Origin of the sequence: Aliiruegeria haliotis (genome assembly GCF_003003255.1) — a bacterium.
In the GTDB taxonomy this organism is placed as follows: Bacteria; Pseudomonadota; Alphaproteobacteria; order Rhodobacterales; family Rhodobacteraceae; genus Tropicimonas; species Tropicimonas haliotis.
This window is the reverse complement of sequence record NZ_PVTD01000011.1, coordinates 133,715-153,693: the sequence shown is the minus strand read 5'-3', so window position 1 is coordinate 153,693 and position 19,979 is coordinate 133,715. Positions and strand designations below refer to the sequence as shown.

Sequence of the window (19,979 nt, the reverse complement as noted above, 5' to 3'; positions counted from 1 at the left end):
CGAGAATGCCTTTGCTCGCTTGAAGAATTGGCGCCGCATCGCCACCCGCTACGAAAGATGCGGAGACCTGTTCCTGTCTGCCATCTGCATCGCAGTCATCGTCTTCTTTTGGCTGCCAAAATGAGTCCTGACCCTAGGGAACAAAATTGGACCCTTCCTTCTATCCAGCAGCCGAGTCGCATCTTGGCTTCGTGAACTCGGCACTCCTAGTACATTTTCATGAAATAGCGCCGCGGCAATAAGCTATTGGGTCGAAGCGCGAAGTCTTTGCCGCCTTGATCAGCGTGAACGCCCATAGGGTTTGTTGATTTGTCGCGACCTAACTCCGCTGGAAAACAGTGGCCGACGAAGTGATATCCGTCGGAATGTGCAGTACGCCAATGCGAAATGCTGCGGAGGCAAAATGCCGAGAAAGGTTGACCCATGGTCACCGCATTCATTCTTCGTGAGTTTGCTTGTGGAGATCTTGGACCTCGTCGCGGATCGCCTCCGAGAACGACTAAAAATGCCCCCAAAATCAACAAGCAACCGCTCATCGCAGGGTTTTCGCTACCCACTGAATGCCGACCAGGCCGCAAGTGAACTGAATATGTCGCGCAGAATACTCACAGATTGTCTGAAACACGTCGATTGCAGTGACAAGTTTGTTTCGAGGAATGGAATTATACTTTCATTCGGCGAGCAGCAGTTGCACGCGCTAAGAGGAGAAATAGACCGTTGCTCACGAATTATGCACCAAAGTGGAGCGAAACGCAGGGCGACTGGGTATGCGATTTCTACGAATCAGGCAGACGTCATCGCTGGCGCTTGGGAATCCGTGACTCGAAGAAACAAAAGGTAACGGGCCCGGCTGCCGAACTTCGTTATCGCCAGCTACTGAACGAACTTCTCGCCAAGACATCTGAAGACGGCGATGTCATTTTCGCGGAGGCTGTACGCAACTACGACGCTTCCGAGGAACAACGCAGAAAACTGGCGAATGCACTGGAGCATTTCGAGGCCGTCCCGGTCAGCAAGATATCCAAGGAATCTTTCTGGAAGGCCGGTAGGAAACACTTCCCCAATGGGTCCTTGGAAACTGTTGGACGTGAGTTCGTCGGACCAGCGCACGCCGCAATCAATCAGCAACTCGGATCCTCCCCAGTGCGACGCGACGATCGGCGGCGTGAGCGGTTTTTGCTCCCCGACGAGGCGGCAGGTTGCAGGAGACGGCCAGCTTGGAGAGCGTCGTCGGATCTTGGGACCAGCAGCGTCGAATACGGCAAATTATTGCTGTCATGATTGGTGCGAGCCCCGGACCGAAGGAAGCCTTTGGTATTGATGCGAGCCATTTCTACCCGACTACTCGACAGATTCGGATCAAAGGGACCAAGAACAAGTACCGCCGCCGCCTCGTTACTGTGGTTGAGAAAGCCTGTCCTAGTTGTCAAATCTCGAAACTGAAGGGTCGGCCTTCCGTATGCCCGATGGACGGAGCTTCTTGGAACTCCAAGAGCCGACACGTTTCCTCGAGAAGAAGTTTGACGTCATTCGGGTGGCCGCAGAACTTGATGCCGATGTGACGCCGACAACCTGTCGGCACACTTTTGCAACCTAGTATAACGCGCAGACGGGCGACCTGAACCGTCTCATGCAACTCGGTGGATGGAACAACACCAGGACGGCCCTTCGCTATGCAAAGCTCACCCCAGCCGACATCGGCGACGAGCTTCTGAAGACCGATTGGGACTATAGGCAATATATGGTCAATGTCAGATTGGAGGTCCGATAAAATGTTGAAAAACAATACAATAAAAGAAGGAGGCGCCCCCTTAGCAGGGGAGCGCCTTCGACCACTTGGCCACGTCTCCGCCGACCCGTATAGCGGGGCAAGCATAGGATCGAAAAGGCGAAATATCCGTTTCGCCGATGGGATTTCTTCAGGGGTTCAAGCCTTTGAAATGGCACCAAAAGGCAACCGGTGCCGGGCCACATAGCGGCAGAGGAAGCTGACCACGAGGCGTTCGAGCTTACCTTCCGAATGGGAGTTCCCGATTTACCAGCAGACGTATTGCGCCGAACTCGCTGTCGATTCTGTTCGCTGCGAATATCCCACACGGACGCTTCGATCATCCCGCGGGTGTGGGTTAGTCAGGCGGTGCCGCGTTCAATCATCACTCCAGCACGCCGGCATGCACAGTGGATCTCTGAACGGGCTGAGCCTGATCGTGTTTTCATGCGTGGATCGCTAGATCAGGTTCCTGTGCCGCCTGCTCCGTTTGACGAGTAATATGCGATCAGTATCGCTTTGCTGAGCAGGGTGCATATTGTCGGCAGGGCTTGTGTTCCGTAAGGCGACGGAACGGTTGTCCGGTGGTCGGGACGGTCGCGGCGGAGGACTCGGCCACGATCTCCACGAGAGTGGATTTCAACGGGCCTTGGTTCTAGCGGTGAAATCCTCGCCACCGGACGCGACCGGCATCCCGATGCGGTAGGCAGTAGATCTCAAGGATGAACTGCGTGTCGACATATTCGATGATATTGGGCACCGTTTTCCACGAATTGTCTGGCGCGTTTTCCCATCCGCGGTGTGCAAGTTTGCCCATCGTGTCGGCCACTTACCGCAATCCAGATTGTGGGTCGCCCGGTCCCAGTGAGCCCGGTTCCCGCCGCCCAAGGTGCCGATGGCGCCCCGGTCTTCAGCCACATCCGCCGCCCGGTATCCAGGACGACGGCACTGCCGGCATCGATGATGAGGCCGCCGGGGCCGGCCTTGACTACGAAGACAAACGTTCGAAGCCGCTAGCCAAGCGGCACACTCGGCTGTCGGGGGGCGCCGGCTTTCGGTCTGTCGGCTTAGTGGTTGTTACGTGGCAAGGTTTTCCGGGCAATGGACCGATAGTCCGTGGCGTTGTCCAGGACCATTCCCTCGGCAAAGGGGCGGACCTTTTCGCGGAACAGTGCCTGCCACGGGCTTTGGCTTTCCGGTGTGAGCGTTGCGAGCAGCGCGTCGAGTTCTGTGCGCCGTGCGTCCCATTCGTCCTGTGCAACCTTGGCATCGACCTTGCGGGACTTGAGATCGACGCGGATCACATCACCATCGCGCAGCAGGGCCAGTCCGCCACCGGCCGCGGCCTCGGGCGATGCGTTCAGGATAGAGGCCGAGCCGGAGGTGCCGGATTGCCTTCCGTCACCGATACAAGGCAGCGCGTGCACACCCTTCTTGATAAGGTAGGAGGGCGGGCGCATGTTTACCACTTCGGCACCGCCCGGATAGCCGATGGGACCGGCGCCGCGCATCACCAGAATGGAGGCTTCGGTCAAGCCAAGTGCAGGATCATCGATCCGCTTGTGGAAGTCCTCCGGTCCGTCGAACACGGCCGCCGGCCCTTCGAAGGCCATCGGGTCCTCGGGATTCTCAAGGTAGCGACCGCGGAACTCGTCATCGATTGCCGAAGTTTTCATAATGGCGCTGTCGAAGAGGTTGCCACCCAGATTCAGGAATCCGGCGCGTTCGAGGATCGGGTCGTCGGTGGTGCGGATGACGTCCGGAGTCAGGATCGCGAAGTCGGCATAAAGCTCGGCCACGGTCTTGCCCTCGACGGTCAGGGCATCCGGGTGCGGCAGCAGATCCTTGCGCAGCAGTTCGGCCACCACGGCAGGAACACCACCAGCGTGATGGAAATCCTCACCGAGGTACTTGCCCACCGGTTGCAAGTTGACCAGCAGCGGAATTTCGTAGCCGAACGTCTCCCAATCTGAATTTGTCAGGGGCAGGCCCAAGTGGGCGGCGATGGCGTTGAGGTGTATCGGAGCGTTCGTCGATCCGCCGAGTGCGGAGCAGACCACGATCGCGTTCTCGAACGACTTACGAGTCATCACGCGGTCGGGAACCAGATCCTCGTGCACCATGTCGACGATGCGACGACCGGTCTCGAAAGCCATCTGGCCGCGTTCGCGGTAGGGCGCTGGGATCGCGGCCGACCCGACAAGTTGCATGCCAAGCGCCTCCGCCAGACTGTTCATCGTGCTGGCGGTGCCCATGGTGTTGCAATAGCCGACGCTGGGCGCCGACGAGGCTGCGATGTCCAGAAACTCGTCTGCGGTGATTTTGCCGGCGGCGAGGTCCTGCCGGGCAGCCCAGATAACCGTGCCGGAGCCCGCACGGCTGCCATGGTAGTAGCCGTTGAGCATAGGTCCGACAGAGAATGCAATGGCCGGGATTCCCACCGTCGCCGCTGCCATGAGCAGCGCCGGCGTGGTCTTGTCGCAACCGATGTTCAGCACCACGCCGTCGAGCGGATAGCCGAACAACGTCTCCACGAGGCTCAGATAGGCGAGGTTGCGGTCGAGCATCGCCGTGGGCCGCTTCCCGGTCTCCTGAATTGGGTGCACCGGAACTTCCAACGGCACGCCGCCGGATGCGATAATGCCATCGCGAACGCGCTTGGTGAGTTCCAGGTGATGCCTGTTGCACGGGCTCAGGTCGCTCCCGGTTTGCGCAATGGCGATGATCGGCTTTCCGGACCGCAGTTCATCGATGGTCAGCCCATAATTTAGGTAGCGTTCGAGGTAGAGCGCCGTCATCTCCAGATCGTCGGGATTGTCGAACCACTTGCGGGACCGAAGGTCGGGTTTCTTGTTGGACATTGGGTTAGCCTCGCAGGATTTGAGTGAGCCCGGGGAAAGCGATCAGGAGCGCCAGGGCCAGAATTTGAAGGCAAATGAACGGCAGCAAGGAGCGGAAGATCTCGCCCAGGGTGATGTCGTCTGGCGTCACTGACTTCAGGTAGAAGGCCGCCGGGCCAAAGGGCGGCGAAAGGAAGCTGACCTGCATGTTCATCGCGAACACGACACCGAACCAGACCGGGTCCAGTCCAAGCTGGCGGACGATGGGCACGAAGATCGGCATGGTGAGCAAGGCGATGCCCACCCAGTCGAGGAACATGCCGAGCACGAAGAGGATCAGCATCATCAAGAGCACGATGACCGTCGGGTTCTCGGACACGCCGGTGATCAGGCTGGAGACGAAGTTTATACCGCCCATCAGGTTGAACACGCCCACGAGGGCCGAGGCGCCGATGCCGATCCAGACGATCATCCCGACAGTGGAGAGCGTCCGTTTGGCAGCGTCGACCAGAAGCTGGGTTGAGAACTCGCCGCGGATGATGGTGGACAGGATCACGCCCCCCACGCCAACCGCCGAGGCTTCGGTCACGGAGGCAATGCCGCCATAGATCGAGCCGAGCACGAAGACCACGACCATGATCGGTAGCAGCAGGCCCTTGAGCAAGCGAAGCTTTTCGGCCCGCGGCACATGTCTGGCTTCGGGAATGGGGGCGATTTCCGGGTTGAGATAGGCACGAACCAGCACATAGGCGACGTAGAAGGAGGCGAGCATGAACCCCGGGATGAAGGCTGCCGTAAACAGGTCGCCGATCGAGACACTGGCAGTCAGGCCATAGATGATGAGCACGATGGAGGGGGGCACCATGGTGCCGAGCGCGCCGCCAGCGCAACAGACGCCGATGGCAAGGCGCCGGTCATAGCCCAGCCGAAGCATCTGAGGCAGCGCGAGCAGGCCGAGCAGCACAACCTCGCCGCCGATGATCCCGGACATGGCCGCAAGCACGACCGCGACTAGCAGCGTCTGTACCGCCACACCACCGCGCAACCGGCCCCCGATCAGGCGCATGGCGTCGAAGAGGTCGCGCGCGATACCTGATTTGTCGAGGATTGCCGCCATCAGCACGAACATCGGCACCGAGACGAAAACGAAGGAATTGACGAAACTGAAGATCCGCGAGGTGATCAGCGGCACCGACATCGGGCCGAACCACGCCAGTGCGAAGATCAGCGCAACGAGCAGGGTTACGAACGCCAGCGGCATCCCGGTGAGCAAGAGGCCGAACAGCATCGCGAACATCACGAGCGTGCCCCACTCGATGCCCATGGACTTGAATTCGGGGAGAAGCGACAGGAATTCCATGGCTTAGCGTCCGGGCTTTCTGAAGTAGTTGACGGTCAGAACGGCGAACTGAACCGCCATCATGACGAGAATGACGAACAGGAAAATCTTGAGCATTCCCGGTGTCGGCGGGTTCCAGGCGCTGCCGCTGGTTTCCAGTCTGAGCTCCCCGGTGGGGGTCCAAACGGCACGCACGAGTACGGCCCAGGCAGCCCAGCCAAAGAAGATCGTGGCGACAAGGCATGTGATGGAAATGCCCACGTCGAAGGCCCGGCGCAGACCACCAGAAAGGTGGTTGTAGATCAGGACGACGCGGATGTGGCCATTGCGGGCGACGACGTAGAGGCCACCGAATACGAATGCACAGGCATTGATGAAAATCACGGTTTCGTGAGCCCAGAAGGTCGGTGCGTTGAAGCCGTACCGCATGACGACTTCGATCATCAGGATGAAGGCCGACGCAAGAATGCCGAGCGCAAAGAGGATACCGAAGCTGTTGATCACCCGACCGAGCAGGCCCGCCTCGGGAATCGCCTCGTCCGATGGTTCGACGGGTTCGGTCGGCGTCACGGAATCCTTGGGGATATTGGGGTCCGACATCTCTTTCTCCTGGGGGAATGTGTGCCCCGCCGACGCAACGGTCGGCGGGGCAAAGGAGCATACGGGATCAGTTCAGAAGGCCGGCGCTCTTCAGGTAGGCGACGAGCGTGTCATACACCTTTTGGGACGCCGGAGATGCGGACGCGGCTTTTTCCCATTCGCCGGTGGCGATGCCACGGAACTTGGCGCGTTCTTCCGCCGGCCAGTCGTGCACGGTGACCTTGCCGCCTGCCTTGGCGGCCTCGACGGCGGTCATGTCACGCTCTGCGAGCGTCGCGACCTGCATTTGGGCGAATTCCTTTACCGTCTCTTCAAGTGCCGCTTGCAGTTCGGGCGACATTGCATCCCACTTGGCCTTGTTGATCGAGATCTCGACAAGCGGCATGGAGTGGAAGCCCGGGAAGACCGGATGGGTCGCCACATCGTGCATGCCCTGGTCGTTGTTTGTCGAGAAGACCGAATAGTCGGCCGCGTCGATGACGCCCTTGTCCAGTGCGGTGAAGACTTCGGAGCCGGGGAGGTTCACAGGTGCGGCGCCCGCTGCCTGGAAGACCTTTTGCACCATGCCTTCAGGTGCGCGCAGCTTCAGGCCCTTTAGGTCGTCGACGCCGTCGAGCGGCTTCTTGGACAGGAAGGCTTCGAGCCCGGGCGTGGTCGGGCCGATGAAGTGCAGCCCATAGGGCTCCAGGATCTCGTTCATCAGTTCCTTGCCGCCGCCGTCGTACATGAACCCGAACATCTCGTCCGGCGACGACCATGCCCCGACAGGGTTTGCAATCAGGCCGAAAGCCGGATCCTTGCCGGCAAAATAGGACGTGTCGGTGATGTGCCCATCGATGATGCCCGCGGCAATCGCGTCCTGCGTTTCGTTGTGAGCCACGATCGATCCCACAGGCAGCAGCTCCACCGTGACCTGTCCGCCGGTCTTGTCGGCGACCATCTTGGTCCATTCCTGCTGGAGGATGAAGTTGGCGTTGCCAGCCGGGTCCGACGACTGGAACTTCAGTGCGAAGTCCTGCGCCATGGCGGAACTGGCAAGCCCGAGGCCGAGCAGAACCGTACCAAGGGCCAGATGAGTAGTTTTGAGCATAGATGATCCTCCCAATCTGCACGCGATCGTTCGCGCGCTTGACGCAAAGTGTGCGTAGCGGTAATGACAGCGCTGTCACACGTCAAGTTCAAACCGTGCGACAATTGGCTTCGGAGGAGGAATGGGCAGCAAAAAAAGGGATTCCTCCCGGGTCACGCTGAGCGATGTTGCGCGGCTCGCCAAGGTTAGCGCAATCACCGTGTCCCGCTGCATCCGGAACCCGGAACGGGTCTCGGAAGATACACGGGTACGAATTCTTCGCGCCATCGATGACCTCGGCTATGTGCCAGACATGGCGGCCTCGGCACTGGCGTCGAAGCGCAGCAACGTGGTCGGGCTCGTGATTCCCTCGTTGACCAACTCCGTGTTCACGGATGTGCTCAAGGGCGTCTACGATGCGATAGAAGAGACGCGCCTTACGGTGCAGATCGGGAACTCTCGCTACAGCCCGAGCAAGGAAGAGAACTTGATTCGGACCTTTCTTCAGCAGCGGCCTGCCGGTCTGATCGTGGCGGGCGTGAATCATACCGAGGCGGGGAGAAAGATGCTGGAAGCGTCCAGCTGTCCAGTGGTCCAGATCATGGATGTGACCGACAAGCCCGTTGATCGGCTCGTCGGGTTTTCCCATTTCGAGGGCGCGAAGGCAGCCGTTCGGCATCTGCACGACATGGGGTATCGTCGCCCGGGTATTCTGACTGCACGCATGGATCCCCGCTCGCGGGTACGGTTGGCCGGTTTCACGGAGGAAGCGCAGCAGCTTGGGATCTTTGAACCCGCGCGGGTGGTCTCGACTCCGCTGCATTCGTCGGTAGGGCTTGGCGCGCAGTTGTTCAGCGACCTTCTGGCCCAGGCGCCGGACACGGATTCGCTGTTTTGCAACAACGATGACCTTGCGACAGGGGCTCTCTTCGAGGCCGCGCGCCGCAATATCCGCGTGCCGGAAGCATTGGGCGTCTGCGGTTACAATGACCTCGATATCAGCGCCGAAGTGAATCCGTCGCTGACGACAATTGCGACCCCACGATATGAGGTCGGCCTGCAATCAGTCCAGATGATCAATGCGGCCCTGGATCCGGAGGGAGAGGCGGCTCCGCCGCCGGTAATTCTCGGGACCAAACTCGTTCCACGCCAGTCCACACGCCGCCGGCCGATGCCGTCGGTCGGTATCCATTCCGGGGAAACGACATGAAGATTACTGCGATCGAGACCATTCGGATCGAGGAGCGGCCGAATCTGCTCTGGCTGGAGGTCCATACGGACGAAGGCCTGAAGGGGTTGGGCGAGACCTTTTTTGTTGCCCAGGCGGTGGAGGCATATCTGCACGAATATGTTGCGCCGCGCGTGATCGGACGCGATCCGCTGCAAATCGATCTGCTGTCGGCCGATCTCGTTGGCTATCTCGGGTTTCGCTCCACCGGGGTGGAGATGCGCGGCAATTCCGCATTCGATATCGCTCTGTGGGACCTGTTCGGCAAGGCGGTTGGGCAACCTGTTGCGCAGCTTCTTGGGGGCTTTACCCGCCAGGAGATCCGCACCTACAACACCTGCGCTGGTGTCGAGTACATAAAGAACGCCTCCGGGCAGCAATCCGGGAATTTCGGGCTCGGCGCGACCGAGGATTTCGACGATCTCAACGGGTTTCTGAACCGCGCCGACGAGTTGGCCGAGTCTCTTCTGGCCGAAGGCATCACCGCGATGAAGATCTGGCCCTTCGACATGGCCGCCGAAAAGAGTCGCGGGCACTACATCTCGGCCGAAGACATGAAGAAGGCATTGCTGCCTTTCGAGAAGATCCGGACCGCCGTGGGTGACCGGATGGATATCATGGTTGAATTCCACTCGATGTGGCAGTTGCTGCCCGCGATGCAGATCGCTCGCGAGCTGGCCGCGTTCAAGACATTCTGGCACGAGGACCCGATACGGATGGACAGTCTCGGCAGCCTGAAGCGCTATGCCGAGGTCAGCCAGGCGCCGATCTGCGCAAGTGAGACGCTGGGAGGTCGTTGGGCGTTCCGCGATCTTCTCGAAACGGATGCTGCCGGCGTCATCATGCTGGACCTGTCCTGGTGCGGCGGGCTGAGCGAAGCGCGAAAGATCGCCGCCATGGCCGAAGCCTGGCATTTGCCCGTTGCGCCGCATGATTGTACTGGGCCCGTGGTTCTGGGGGCAAGCACGCATCTGTCGTTGAACGCGCCGAATGCGCTTGTTCAGGAAAGCGTGCGCGCCTTCTACAAGACCTGGTACCGCGATCTTGTCACGGCACTTCCGGAGGTCAGAGACGGAATGATCTCCGTTCCGCCGGGGCCGGGTCTCGGCATGGAGCTGTCGCCCGATCTTGACCGCGCGTTCAGGATTGGTCGCCGCACCACCACCGAGGCGGATATCTGAGCTTTCCGGGGGCGTTCTGCGGGCGCCCGCAGCGGCACGCGGTTGCGCAGGGCAGGGCGGTTTCCCGGGTTTCCGGCTTGGTGACTTCGTGCCGTGAAATCCTTGACCATTTTCGGCACGCGCCCTTCCACGTGGTTTCGGGCTTCCCCGATGTGTCTTCCGCGTGTAAGGTGGTAAGGTATTTTACTTGGGATGTTTGTCGTGGCCGATCTGAAGAATCTGCGCCGGAAAGCGGTGCCACTTTATGTGGAGCTGGCTGCAATCCTGAGAAGCCGCATTCTGGACGGGTCCTTCAAGTCGGGCGAACGGCTCCCGACGCTCAACGACCTGACGCTTGAGATGGGCGTGTCCAGGGTGACCGTTCGACAGGCCATGGACATCCTTGAATCTGAGGGATTGATCGAAAGAGGGTCTGGGCGCGGGACTTTTGTCAATGACCGTCCGGTCGCCCCGCATGAAGTGTTTCGGATGAGTGCGAAGCTCGACACCCTCACGGCGCTTGTCAGAGGGGGCGAGGCGGAGATCATTTCCACCAATCTGGAGGATTCGCCCTCCGTGCCGAAGTTTGACGGCGTCGACCCGGTGCAACTGAAGGAGAGGTTCACCTTCTTCCGCCGCATCCACAGCAAGGGAAAAATGCCCTTCTCGCTGGTGGATGTGTTCGTTCGAAACGATGTCTATTCGCTGGCGCCGGACGATTTTCGGCACCGGATCGCCGTTGAGGTGCTGGCCGAGCTTTCGATCGAAATGTCATCGGCCGACCAGACACTGGCGATTGCCTCTGCGGATGTGCAGGATGCGCGCTTGCTCAAGGTCGATGTCAATTCACCCATCGCCGACGTCAACCGGACATTCCGGGATACGAGTGGCGATGTTTTTTATGCTGCCCGAATCAAATACCCGAGTTCCTTCATTTCGTTCCATATCCATTTCGAGCAATGACTGAAGCCGGGCCAGCCCGGCGTCCCTGATCGTCGATTTCTAGTAGCCTTTTGGGGCGTGGGCATTTGGTGCCAGCGTGCAGCCGGGGCGATTGTGCATGCCTGGCGCAACCGCTCTGGCGTGCTCCGGGCGCGCCAACACCACACCATCCCGACTTTGCAAAACAGTCCCCCTCGGCGATCGTGGCGCGGCTTTTTGCTTGACAAAGGTTCTATGTATAATACCTTGCAACCAACCGGGCGACGGAAGCGCCAGCAGGGCGTCCTCGGTCGAGTTGAACAAGCAGGGAGAGGCGGCTTGATGACAGACTTAGTGCATCGGTGGATAGAGGTGGCGAGGCCCTGGGTCTGATGAAGTCGCTTTATGAGTCCCAGTGGGTTGCCACTGTTGTCGCGATCGTCGCTGCCGCGTTGGCCTGGCAGGGGCTGTCGATCATGGTCGACCAACCGCTTATCGCTCCGGGCGTTGGTGATATTGCTGAGGCCGCATGGAAGAACATCCTGAGCGGTGCGCTCTTCGAAAACCTCTGGGCGAGCCTTTACCGGGTTTTCGTCGGTTTCGCGATTGCAACGGTGCTCGCCATTCCGTTCGGTTTTCTTCTTGGATGGTATCCGGCGGTGCGCCGGTTCGCAGAGCCATATGTCCAGTTCATGCGTGTCATACCGCCTATTGCGTTGATTCCGCTTCTTATTATCTACCTCGGCATCGGTGAGCCGGCGCGGATATTCGTTATTGCTCTCGCGGCTTTCCTAGCGATCGTCGTCGCCGTCTACCAGGGTGTCTGGGAGGTTGACCCGGTCCTGGTCCGCGCGGCGCGAGTGCTCGGCGCCAAGGAGACGTCGATCTTTGCAGAGGTCGTGGTTCCGGCGACCTTTCCCTACATCCTGGTTGGCATGCGTCAGGGGCTGGCGAATGCCTGGGGCAGCCTTGTGGCGGCTGAACTGATCGCCTCGTCGAAGGGGCTTGGCTACATGATCATGTCGTCTCAGGAGAACTTCCGGGTTCCGGACATCCTCGTGGGCATCCTGACCATCGGCATCATCGGCGTGCTGATGGACCGTGGCCTTCTCTACGCCCAATCCCGCCTGACCCCGTGGAAGGACTGATCCCATGACCAAATCCATCAGCATTCGCAATGTCGCGCACGGATTTGGCCCGACGAAATCCGAAGTGCCGGTGCTGGAGCCAACTTCGCTGGAGATCGACGCCGGAGAGTTCGTCTGTGTCCTTGGCCCGTCCGGCTGCGGAAAGACCACGTTGATGAACATGGTCGCTGGGCTTGTCCTGCCGCGGGAGGGCGAGATCGACGTGGGCGGCGAAATCGTCAAGGGCCCGTCGCCAGCGCGGGGTGTGATCTTTCAGGAATTCGCGCTCATGCCCTGGAAGACCGTTCTCGGCAACATCGACTTCGGCTTGCGCATGAAGGGTGTGCCGCGGGCAGAGCGGCGACGGATCGCCCAGCACCATATCGATCTCGTGGGGTTGTCAGGTTCCGAAGACCTGTATCCGCGCCAGCTTTCCGGCGGGATGAAGCAACGCACCGCGATTGCCCGAGCCTATGCCGTCGAGCCGGAAGTCCTGCTTATGGATGAGCCGTTTGGCGCGCTTGATGCCCAGACACGTGCGGTGTTGCAGGACGACCTTCTGAAAAGCTGGCAGCAACTCGGTCAGACGGTGATGTTCATCACGCACGATCTGGACGAGGCCTTTTACCTGGCTTCCCGGGTGCTGGTGATGAGCAAGCGGCCGGGAACGATCGTCGCTGACATCAAGGTCGATATCCCCTATCCGCGCACGCCGGAAATCCGGTTCACCGAACAGTTCACGGAGATGAAGGCGCAGGCATGGCAGCTCATTGAAGCCCAGCACAACGCGGCGGCCTGAAGAACGACCCATTTCAACGAGGAGGAAAGAAAATGAAAGCACTTGTTTCGGCCGCATTGGTCGCGGTTGGACTTGCCGGAGGCGCATCCGCCAACGACCTGCCGACGGTTTCCATCGGTTATTTCCCGGACATCTGGAGCGGTGGTACCGTGACCATTGCCCAGGAAATGGGGTTCTTTGAAGAGGCCGGCATCACCGCCGAACTGCAACGGTTCACGGCCGGCGCACCGGCCGTTGCCGCGCTTGCCTCGGGTCAGCTCAACATGTCCTATGTCGGTCTTGGGCCGATGCCGACGATCATGAAGGGCGTCGCGACGCTCGTCGGTTTCGACAACGTGACCTACTCGGACCAGGTGCTGGTCCAACCCGACAGCGGAATCGAAACGATCGCTGACCTGAAAGGCCAGACCGTGATGGCGCCACGCAGCTCGGGGTCGCAGATCCTTCTGTACCTCGCGCTTGAGCAGGCAGGCCTCTCGCCCGACGACATCGAGGAACTGGGCGGAAGCCCGGCAACCATCGTCAGCGCGATGATTTCCAAGCAGGCACCGGCCGCAGCCCTTTGGTCGCCCTTCAACGCCGAGATTTCCGACAAGGCGAACACCAAGATCCTGAGCTCCGGCCGCGATTTCTATCCTGACTATGTCTGGCCGGGAATGTGGATCGCCAACCCAGGCTTCGTCGAGGATGAGGCGGAACTGCTGCATCGGGCGCTTTGGGCTCTGCAAAAGGCAACCGACTGGCGGGCGGAGAACCGGGATGAAGCAGCCCAAATGGCCGCCAAGGCCTTTGATCTGAGCCCGCTTTCGGTGGAACTCGCAATCGAGAACACCGAGTATTTCACGGCCGACCAGATCGCCAGTGCCTTCACCGATGGCACCGTGGATCGCTGGATGGCGGGCGTGAACAAGCAGCTGATGCTGATCGGTAACCTCGAAGAGCCGATTCCGTCGGAGAACTTCGTCAACGGCGCGCCCTACATCGAAGCAGCCCAGAACGGTCTGCCGGAATGAGCGCGAGTGCCCAAAAACATGTGCCCCCCCAAGCAGGGGGCACACTACCTACCGAGGTGAAGGATGCGTTCTGGGCGCGCCCGATCGAGACCGCAGGCTGGTGTTTCACCGCAACGGGCAGCCGCTTTCACATTCACGCATCCGCCGGAGCCGCGCGCACGCCCCTCGAAAAGATTGCCGACGCGGGCCTGGTCCACCGGCTGACCGGGGTCACACCCGAAGTGGCTATCAACACGCTTGTTGATCTGGTCGACGAAACCCCGGCGAACCTTCGCGCAGCCTGTGATGAGGCCGGTATTCGCATCGGATCGCTGTGCCCGAACCTGTCTCGGGACAACAGGTTCCGTTTCGGATCCCTCACCAACAGCGATGCCGGGATCCGGGCCACGGCGCGGGACCTTGTGACACGCTGCCTCGAACATGCCGATACACTGGGCGCGACCGCGTTGTCCCTGTGGTTGCCGGACGGGCTGCACTATCCCGGGCAGGCCGATATTGCCCGACGCTACGAAGATCTCGCGAACGAACTGGCGCAGATTTCGGGGCAAGTGCCCGACGGCTTGCAGTTCCTGCTGGAGTACAAGCTCTTCGAGCCCGCGCCCTACTATACCGATATTCCCGACTGGGGCACCGCCCTGATGCTGGCCGAAACCGCCGGCGAGAACTGCACGGTGCTGGTCGACTTCGGGCATCACGCACAGGGTGTCAACATTCCCGCAATTCTGGCGCTACTGATGCGACGCAAGCGTCTGGGTGCGCTGCATATCAACGACCGCCTGAACGCCGATGACGATCTGACGGTGGGGGCGATCAACCCCTACATGATGTTCCTGTCCTTCTGTGAGCTTGCCGCTTCGGGGATGCACGAGGACATCCGGTTCGGGTTCGATCAACACCACACCACCAAATCGCCGCTGATGGCGACGGTGCAATCGGTGTGCCGCGTGCAGGAGTTGTGGCTGAAGGCGCTGCTTGTGGATCGCGCGGCGCTGGCCGAGGCGCAGGAGAACCATGACACGGTCGCTTCCGAAGAGGTGCTGCAATCGGCCTTTTGGACCGATGTGCGCCCGATACTGGAAGAATGGCGGGAGGAGCGTGGCCTGCCGCGTGATCCCATGGCGGCGCTCGCCGCATCCGGCGTGCTCGCCGAAAACGAAATCAGGAGAAAATAGAGATGGCCGGTTGGGGTTATATCGAAACAGAGACGCTGTCGGAACCGCTGTTGGACGCATTCCAGCGCAACGGTGGCGCCTTGTTTCAGGGCGGGCTGAACAACAGCCACTCGGGCAATCTGAGCGTACGCGGACCGGGCGGATACTGGGTGACGCGCACGCGCAGCATGGGCCATATCACCCGCAAGGACGATGTGATCTGGGCCACCGAGGATGGTTCCGGCGACACCTCCCAATTGTCGCGGGAGTTCATGGTTCACAAGGCGATCTACGAAGCCTCCGATCACCGGGCTGTGGTGCATTGCCATCCCTGCGCGGCCAACTCTTTGGCCCTGATCGAGGACGTCATCCTGCCCCTGCAGATTGAAGGGCACGGCGCACTGCCCAGCCACGTTCCCGTTCTGGAGGTCGCAAATGCCTCTGCCTCGCAGGAGCTTTGCGATGCGCTTGCTCCCATGCTGGCCGACGTGCCAGCGGTTCTGGTGCGCGGGCACGGGCTCTTTGTCGGAGCCGACAGTCTCGACCAGGCGACGCACCGGGCCTTCGTGGTCAACGACGCGGCGCGCATGATCCTCGACATGCGCATGCTCGGCGCGGATCTGGGCGCCCTGCGCAACAAACCCTATCTCGCCGCCGGCTACGGTGCCGCGCCTGTTGCAGCCGCGGGCTGAGGCAAGGGGATGGCCGTTCTCGGGTTGGATATCGGGTCTTCGGGCGCCAAGGGGCTTGTGCTGAACGACGATGGCGCAATCGCCGCGGTGTCGCGAGTGTCCTATCTCCCCCGACATGGGGACGGCGGGACAGTCGAGCTTGATGCATCCCTTCTTGCGGACCGCGTCGCAGGCCTGATCGAAGACGCCGTAGCCCAGTCGCCGTCGCCAATCGATGCGGTCGCCATCACAAGTGTCGGCGAGGCAATCGTTCCCGTCGATCAGGACGGTACGCCGCTGGCGCCTGCAATGCTGACTGCGGACACACGTCTATCCGGGGAGTGCCGGGTCTGGGACGAGGCAGATGCAGCGCTCGATTTCGTGGATACGACAGGCTTGCCCCTGCGTGACATGTGGAGCGTGCATGCCATGCGGGTGCACCTCCGCAACACCGGGATTTCTGGACGAATCACGGGTTTCTGCACCCTTGAAGAAATCGTGCATCGGGCTCTTGGGGTCGAACCGGCAACAGCTCTGTCACAGGCCGCACGTTCCGGCCTGCTGGATCGTCGCAAGTTGGCATGGTCTGACAGCCAGGCCGGCGTTGCCGGGGTCGATCCGTCGTTGCTGTCGCGGATTGCACTGCCCGGTACGGAGGTCGGACAGCTGAGTACCTCCCGCTTTGGCCTGCCGCGCGGTGCACGCGTCGTCAGTGGCGGACATGACCAGTACCTTGCCTCTGTCGGCGCAGGGGCCGGAGAGCACTTCCCGATGTGGTCCAGCGGAACCGTCGAGAGCCTGACCGTCGTGACGCCCAAGGCGAGCCTGCGTGAAGGTGTGCCGACCTATCCGGTTGACGAGGATGTCTGGGTCTCCCCCGTCCCCAACCTGAATGGTGGGCAGGTGCTGTTCTGGTTATGCGGGCTGCTGGGACGTGACGATCCGGGTGAGTTGCTCGACGCTGGTCCTGCGGACGATCGCGACGATACCATATTTGTTCCCACGTTGGGGACGACCGGTGCGCCGGATTTCGATACGGCGGCATCGGGATTGATCGCTGGATTGACCTATCGCACCGACGCCGGTCAACTCGCTCGCGCGGCGGTGCGGGGCATAACCCACGAAACCCGACATGCTGCCAGCCTCCTTGGCCGTGGGGTGGATTTTCTTGACGGGTTCGCTCTTGCCGGCGGTGGAAGTCGCTCGGTCTACTGGAACCGAATGCGCGCGGCGGCCTTTGGTCTGCCGGTGACATGCCGGAAACACCATGACTGCGCCGCGATCGGAGCGGCCCTGATGGCGTTCCGGGCCCTCGGTGCGGATGGGGTGGACCTCGACCGGGTGAACCCGGTGAAAGAGGTCATCGACCCCGACGCCGGGGACGTGGCCGCGTTCGAAAAAGCCCATGCGCGCTACCTCGAACTCCGCGCACGGACGATGGCGGCGCGCTGCGGGAGCGACATCGAATGAGCCGTAACCAGACCAAACGGGACACCTCGCGACGGCCATTTCCCAAAGCAGTGGACGTGATCCACCTCGACGCCCTGGGTGGCGTCGCAGGCGACATGTTCGCCGCAGCTCTCCTCGATGCGTGCCCCGAATTGTGGCCCGAGGTCGAGGCGCAGCTCGCCGCGATGTCCCTGGGCTCAGGACACCGGATTTGCCCGTTGCCCCACACCGATGGCGTTTTGACAGGTGCGCGTTTTATCGTCGAAGCAGAGCACCCCGACGCCAGCCGCGAGCACAGCCACGACGGCAAGGTGAACGGGGCATGCCGGGGTTCGCACGGACATGGCCACCATGCCCATGGCGACCACAGCCACAACAGCTGGCGGGATATTCGTCGCAGCCTTGAGCAATCGCCGCTGAACGCAGACGTACGGGATGTGGCCATCGCCATTTTCGAACTGCTGGCCGAGGCCGAGGCAAAGGTGCATGGCGTGGCGACCGAGGATGTCAGCTTTCACGAAGTTGGCAATCTAGACTCGATTGCCGACATTCTCGCTGCGGCAACGCTCGTCACGGCTCTCTCGCCCTGCCGCTGGACCATCGGCCAATTGCCCCGTGGGCGTGGCCTCGCAAGGACCGCGCATGGCTACCTGCCGGTGCCGACGCCAGCGACAATGGAGTTGCTGACCGGATTTGTCCTGTTCGATGACGGTGAGACCGGGGAGCGTGTCACGCCGACCGGGGCTGCCATCCTGAAGTTCCTCAACCCGTCCCAGGACGCGGACCCTGCTGCCTTGACGCTCCTGGGCTCCGGGGCCGGTTTCGGCACACGGAAGCTGGATCGGCGCAGCAATATCCTGCGGGCCTGCCTTTACCAGAACGCTGAAACACAGGTGCAGGCCGATCGGGTCACGGTCCTGCGTTGCGAGATCGACGATCAGACCGGTGAAGACCTTGCCACCGCGATCGAGCACATCCGGGCCGAGGACGGCGTGATCGACGTCTGCCAGTGGCCGGTGTTCGGGAAAAAGGGGCGGATGGCGGCAGCAGTGCAAGTGCTGGCGGAACCGGAGCGCGCCGACGCGATCTGCGACGCCATTCTTGACGAGACAACCACGCTTGGTGTGCGCCGCCAGATCCTTGGCCGCAGACTTGTCGCGCGGGAAATGCTCGACGTTGATGGCACGCCGGTCAAGATGGCGAACCGCCCGTCGGGTCCCTCTGCCAAGGCCGAGGCGGATCACCTTCATGACATCAGGGGTGTCTCGAACCGGCAGCGGCAGCGATTGCTCGCGGAGTCCAACGCGCGTGCAGCAGGAGCGACCCAATGAACCGGATTGTTTCCGATGTGTTTGCGGAGAGGCAACGAGCATTGAAAGGGGTGCTTGCAACCTACGGCCGAGCCGCCGTGGCGTTGTCTGGCGGCGTGGATTCGCTCACTTTGGCCACTTTCGCCCACCGAACGCTCGGCCGCGAGGCGGTCAAAATGGTGCATGCGGTGTCCCCGGCCGTGCCGAAAGCAGCCACCGAACGCGTGCGCGATCTGGCCCGGCAGGAGGGTTGGCGGCTTGAAGTGGTCGATGCCGGCGAGTTTGCCGACGAGCGGTATCGCTCCAACCCGGTCAATCGTTGCTACTTCTGCAAGACGAACCTCTACAGAACTCTCCACCGGATTGCCGACGGGGTGGTCCTGTCCGGTACGAACTCGGACGATCTGACGGATTTCCGGCCCGGATTGACGGCAGCATCCGAGAACCGGGTGCGGCATCCCTATGTCGATGTGGGGTTCGCCAAGAATGACGTTCGCCGCCTGGCCCGGAGTCTCGGGCTTGGCGATGTGGCTGTCCTCCCGGCCACGCCCTGTCTCGCCTCCCGGGTCGAGACAGGGCTCCGTGTGGAGCCAGAGCATCTTCTCCTGATCGACCGGGTCGAGAGCTGGTTCAGGGAAGAGCGGGAACTGGCTGACATCCGTTTCCGCCATCGTCACGATGGTTGGGTCGTTGAGTTGGACAGCACCGCGCTGGAGCAACTCGACACCTGTGGCCGAAACGACCTTGTCGCCACCCTCCGGGCCGCCTTTCCGGAGATTTCGGAAACCCCGGTGTCTGTCGCCCCCTACCGGCGTGGCAGTGCCTTCGTGAGGCCCGCCCCATGAACGCCGCTGACCAGTTCAATCTCGACTATGGCCGGGACAAACGGCAGGGGATCGGAGAAGCGATCTTCTGTGCCCAGAAAAGCGTTGCGCAGATCAACGCGGCATTGGAAATGGTGGTTGCACGCCGGCATCCGATGTTGCTGACCCATCTGAATGTGGACAGCCATGCGGAACTGACCGCGGACCTCCGCGATATGCTGGACTACGATCCGGTATCCCGTACAGCGTTTCTTCGGTTCGATACGGAATGCGATGAGCCGGTGCGGGACATGGTTGCCGTCGTTGCGGCCGGAACCTCGGATGCGGGCCCCGCGATGGAGGCCGTGCGTACCCTGAACTTCAACGGCGTTGATCCGACAGTCATCTTCGACGTGGGCGTGGCCGGGTTGTGGCGCCTGCTGGATCGGGTCGATGACCTGTCTCGCCACCCGATTATCATCGCCGTTGCCGGTATGGATGCGGCGCTGCCGACCGTGGTCGGCGGATTGGTTCCGGGCGCTGTGATCGCAGTGCCCACATCCACCGGATACGGAGCCGCCCGCGGGGGTGACACCGCTCTGCATGCCTGCCTCAGCTCCTGCGCGTCGGGGGTCGTCGTCTGCAACATCGACAACGGATACGGCGCCGCCTGTGCGGCGCTGCGGATCCTGAAGGCATCTCGCCAGATACCAAGTTAATTCCGAGGAGGA

17 protein-coding genes and 1 pseudogene are annotated in these 19,979 nt (G+C 61.3%); 14 read left to right on the top strand and 4 right to left on the bottom strand.

Annotation, left to right across the window (positions count from 1 at the left end; genetic code table 11):
- Positions 1-124 (top strand): annotated as a pseudogene (locus tag CLV78_RS20115) (IS5/IS1182 family transposase); the annotation flags it as partial.
- Positions 125-717: 593 nt separating this feature from the next.
- Entirely contained in the window at positions 718-1,281 is a 564-nt protein-coding gene (locus CLV78_RS23715; RefSeq protein WP_146136738.1) for a hypothetical protein, read from the top strand.
- Positions 1,282-2,835: 1,554 nt separating this feature from the next.
- On the opposite strand, the gene CLV78_RS20105 is transcribed toward CLV78_RS23715, so the two are convergent.
- The 4 genes from CLV78_RS20105 to CLV78_RS20090 all read right to left on the bottom strand — a co-directional run bounded on the left by CLV78_RS20105 (position 2,836) and on the right by CLV78_RS20090 (position 7,637).
- Complete coding sequence (locus tag CLV78_RS20105; RefSeq protein WP_106207410.1) at positions 2,836-4,629, bottom strand: IlvD/Edd family dehydratase; 1,794 nt, start codon at positions 4,627-4,629, stop codon at positions 2,836-2,838.
- A gap of 4 nt (positions 4,630-4,633) precedes the next feature.
- The gene (locus tag CLV78_RS20100) at positions 4,634-5,968 is read right to left on the bottom strand and encodes a TRAP transporter large permease (protein WP_106207408.1); all 1,335 of its coding nucleotides are present in this window, start codon (positions 5,966-5,968) and stop codon (positions 4,634-4,636) included.
- Positions 5,969-5,971: 3 nt separating this feature from the next.
- Entirely contained in the window at positions 5,972-6,547 is a 576-nt protein-coding gene (locus CLV78_RS20095) for a TRAP transporter small permease subunit (RefSeq protein ID WP_106207406.1), read from the bottom strand.
- Between the two features lie 67 nt (positions 6,548-6,614).
- Positions 6,615-7,637 (bottom strand): TRAP transporter substrate-binding protein, encoded by a 1,023-nt coding sequence (locus CLV78_RS20090; protein WP_106207405.1) that lies wholly within the window; start codon positions 7,635-7,637, stop codon positions 6,615-6,617.
- Between the two features lie 121 nt (positions 7,638-7,758).
- On the opposite strand from CLV78_RS20090, the gene CLV78_RS20085 reads away from it, so the two are divergent.
- The 12 genes from CLV78_RS20085 to larB all read left to right on the top strand — a co-directional run bounded on the left by CLV78_RS20085 (position 7,759) and on the right by larB (position 19,967).
- On the top strand, positions 7,759-8,826 hold the full coding sequence (locus CLV78_RS20085) for a LacI family DNA-binding transcriptional regulator (protein WP_106207403.1): 1,068 nt from the start codon (positions 7,759-7,761) through the stop codon (positions 8,824-8,826).
- Positions 8,823-10,025 (top strand): mandelate racemase/muconate lactonizing enzyme family protein, encoded by a 1,203-nt coding sequence (locus tag CLV78_RS20080; RefSeq protein WP_106207401.1) that lies wholly within the window; start codon positions 8,823-8,825, stop codon positions 10,023-10,025. The genes CLV78_RS20085 and CLV78_RS20080 overlap by 4 nt, the downstream gene beginning before the upstream one ends.
- Positions 10,026-10,226: 201 nt before the next feature.
- The gene (locus tag CLV78_RS20075; RefSeq protein ID WP_158263617.1) at positions 10,227-10,967 is read left to right on the top strand and encodes a GntR family transcriptional regulator; all 741 of its coding nucleotides are present in this window, start codon (positions 10,227-10,229) and stop codon (positions 10,965-10,967) included.
- 350 nt (positions 10,968-11,317) lie between these two features.
- Positions 11,318-12,073 carry an ABC transporter permease gene (locus CLV78_RS20070; protein WP_106207397.1) on the top strand — a complete coding sequence of 252 codons (756 nt, stop codon included), beginning with the start codon at positions 11,318-11,320 and terminating at the stop codon, positions 12,071-12,073.
- 4 nt (positions 12,074-12,077) lie between these two features.
- Positions 12,078-12,851: an ABC transporter ATP-binding protein gene (locus CLV78_RS20065; protein ID WP_106207395.1), complete on the top strand. Its 774-nt coding sequence runs from the start codon at positions 12,078-12,080 to the stop codon at positions 12,849-12,851.
- A gap of 32 nt (positions 12,852-12,883) precedes the next feature.
- Complete coding sequence (locus CLV78_RS20060; protein ID WP_106207393.1) at positions 12,884-13,864, top strand: ABC transporter substrate-binding protein; 981 nt, start codon at positions 12,884-12,886, stop codon at positions 13,862-13,864.
- The gene (locus CLV78_RS20055) at positions 13,861-15,036 is read left to right on the top strand and encodes a TIM barrel protein (RefSeq protein ID WP_106207391.1); all 1,176 of its coding nucleotides are present in this window, start codon (positions 13,861-13,863) and stop codon (positions 15,034-15,036) included. The genes CLV78_RS20060 and CLV78_RS20055 overlap by 4 nt, the downstream gene beginning before the upstream one ends.
- Positions 15,037-15,038: 2 nt before the next feature.
- Positions 15,039-15,707 (top strand): class II aldolase/adducin family protein, encoded by a 669-nt coding sequence (locus tag CLV78_RS20050; protein ID WP_106207389.1) that lies wholly within the window; start codon positions 15,039-15,041, stop codon positions 15,705-15,707.
- A 9-nt stretch (positions 15,708-15,716) separates the two neighbouring features.
- Entirely contained in the window at positions 15,717-17,156 is a 1,440-nt protein-coding gene (locus tag CLV78_RS20045; protein ID WP_106207387.1) for an FGGY-family carbohydrate kinase, read from the top strand.
- The gene (larC, locus tag CLV78_RS20040) at positions 17,153-18,466 is read left to right on the top strand and encodes a nickel pincer cofactor biosynthesis protein LarC (protein ID WP_106207386.1); all 1,314 of its coding nucleotides are present in this window, start codon (positions 17,153-17,155) and stop codon (positions 18,464-18,466) included. The genes CLV78_RS20045 and larC overlap by 4 nt, the downstream gene beginning before the upstream one ends.
- On the top strand, positions 18,463-19,290 hold the full coding sequence (gene larE / locus CLV78_RS20035; protein WP_106207384.1) for an ATP-dependent sacrificial sulfur transferase LarE: 828 nt from the start codon (positions 18,463-18,465) through the stop codon (positions 19,288-19,290). Before larC ends, larE begins: the two co-directional genes overlap by 4 nt.
- Positions 19,287-19,967 (top strand): nickel pincer cofactor biosynthesis protein LarB, encoded by a 681-nt coding sequence (gene larB / locus CLV78_RS20030; protein WP_106207383.1) that lies wholly within the window; start codon positions 19,287-19,289, stop codon positions 19,965-19,967. The genes larE and larB overlap by 4 nt, the downstream gene beginning before the upstream one ends.
- The last annotated feature ends 12 nt before the right edge of the window (positions 19,968-19,979 follow it).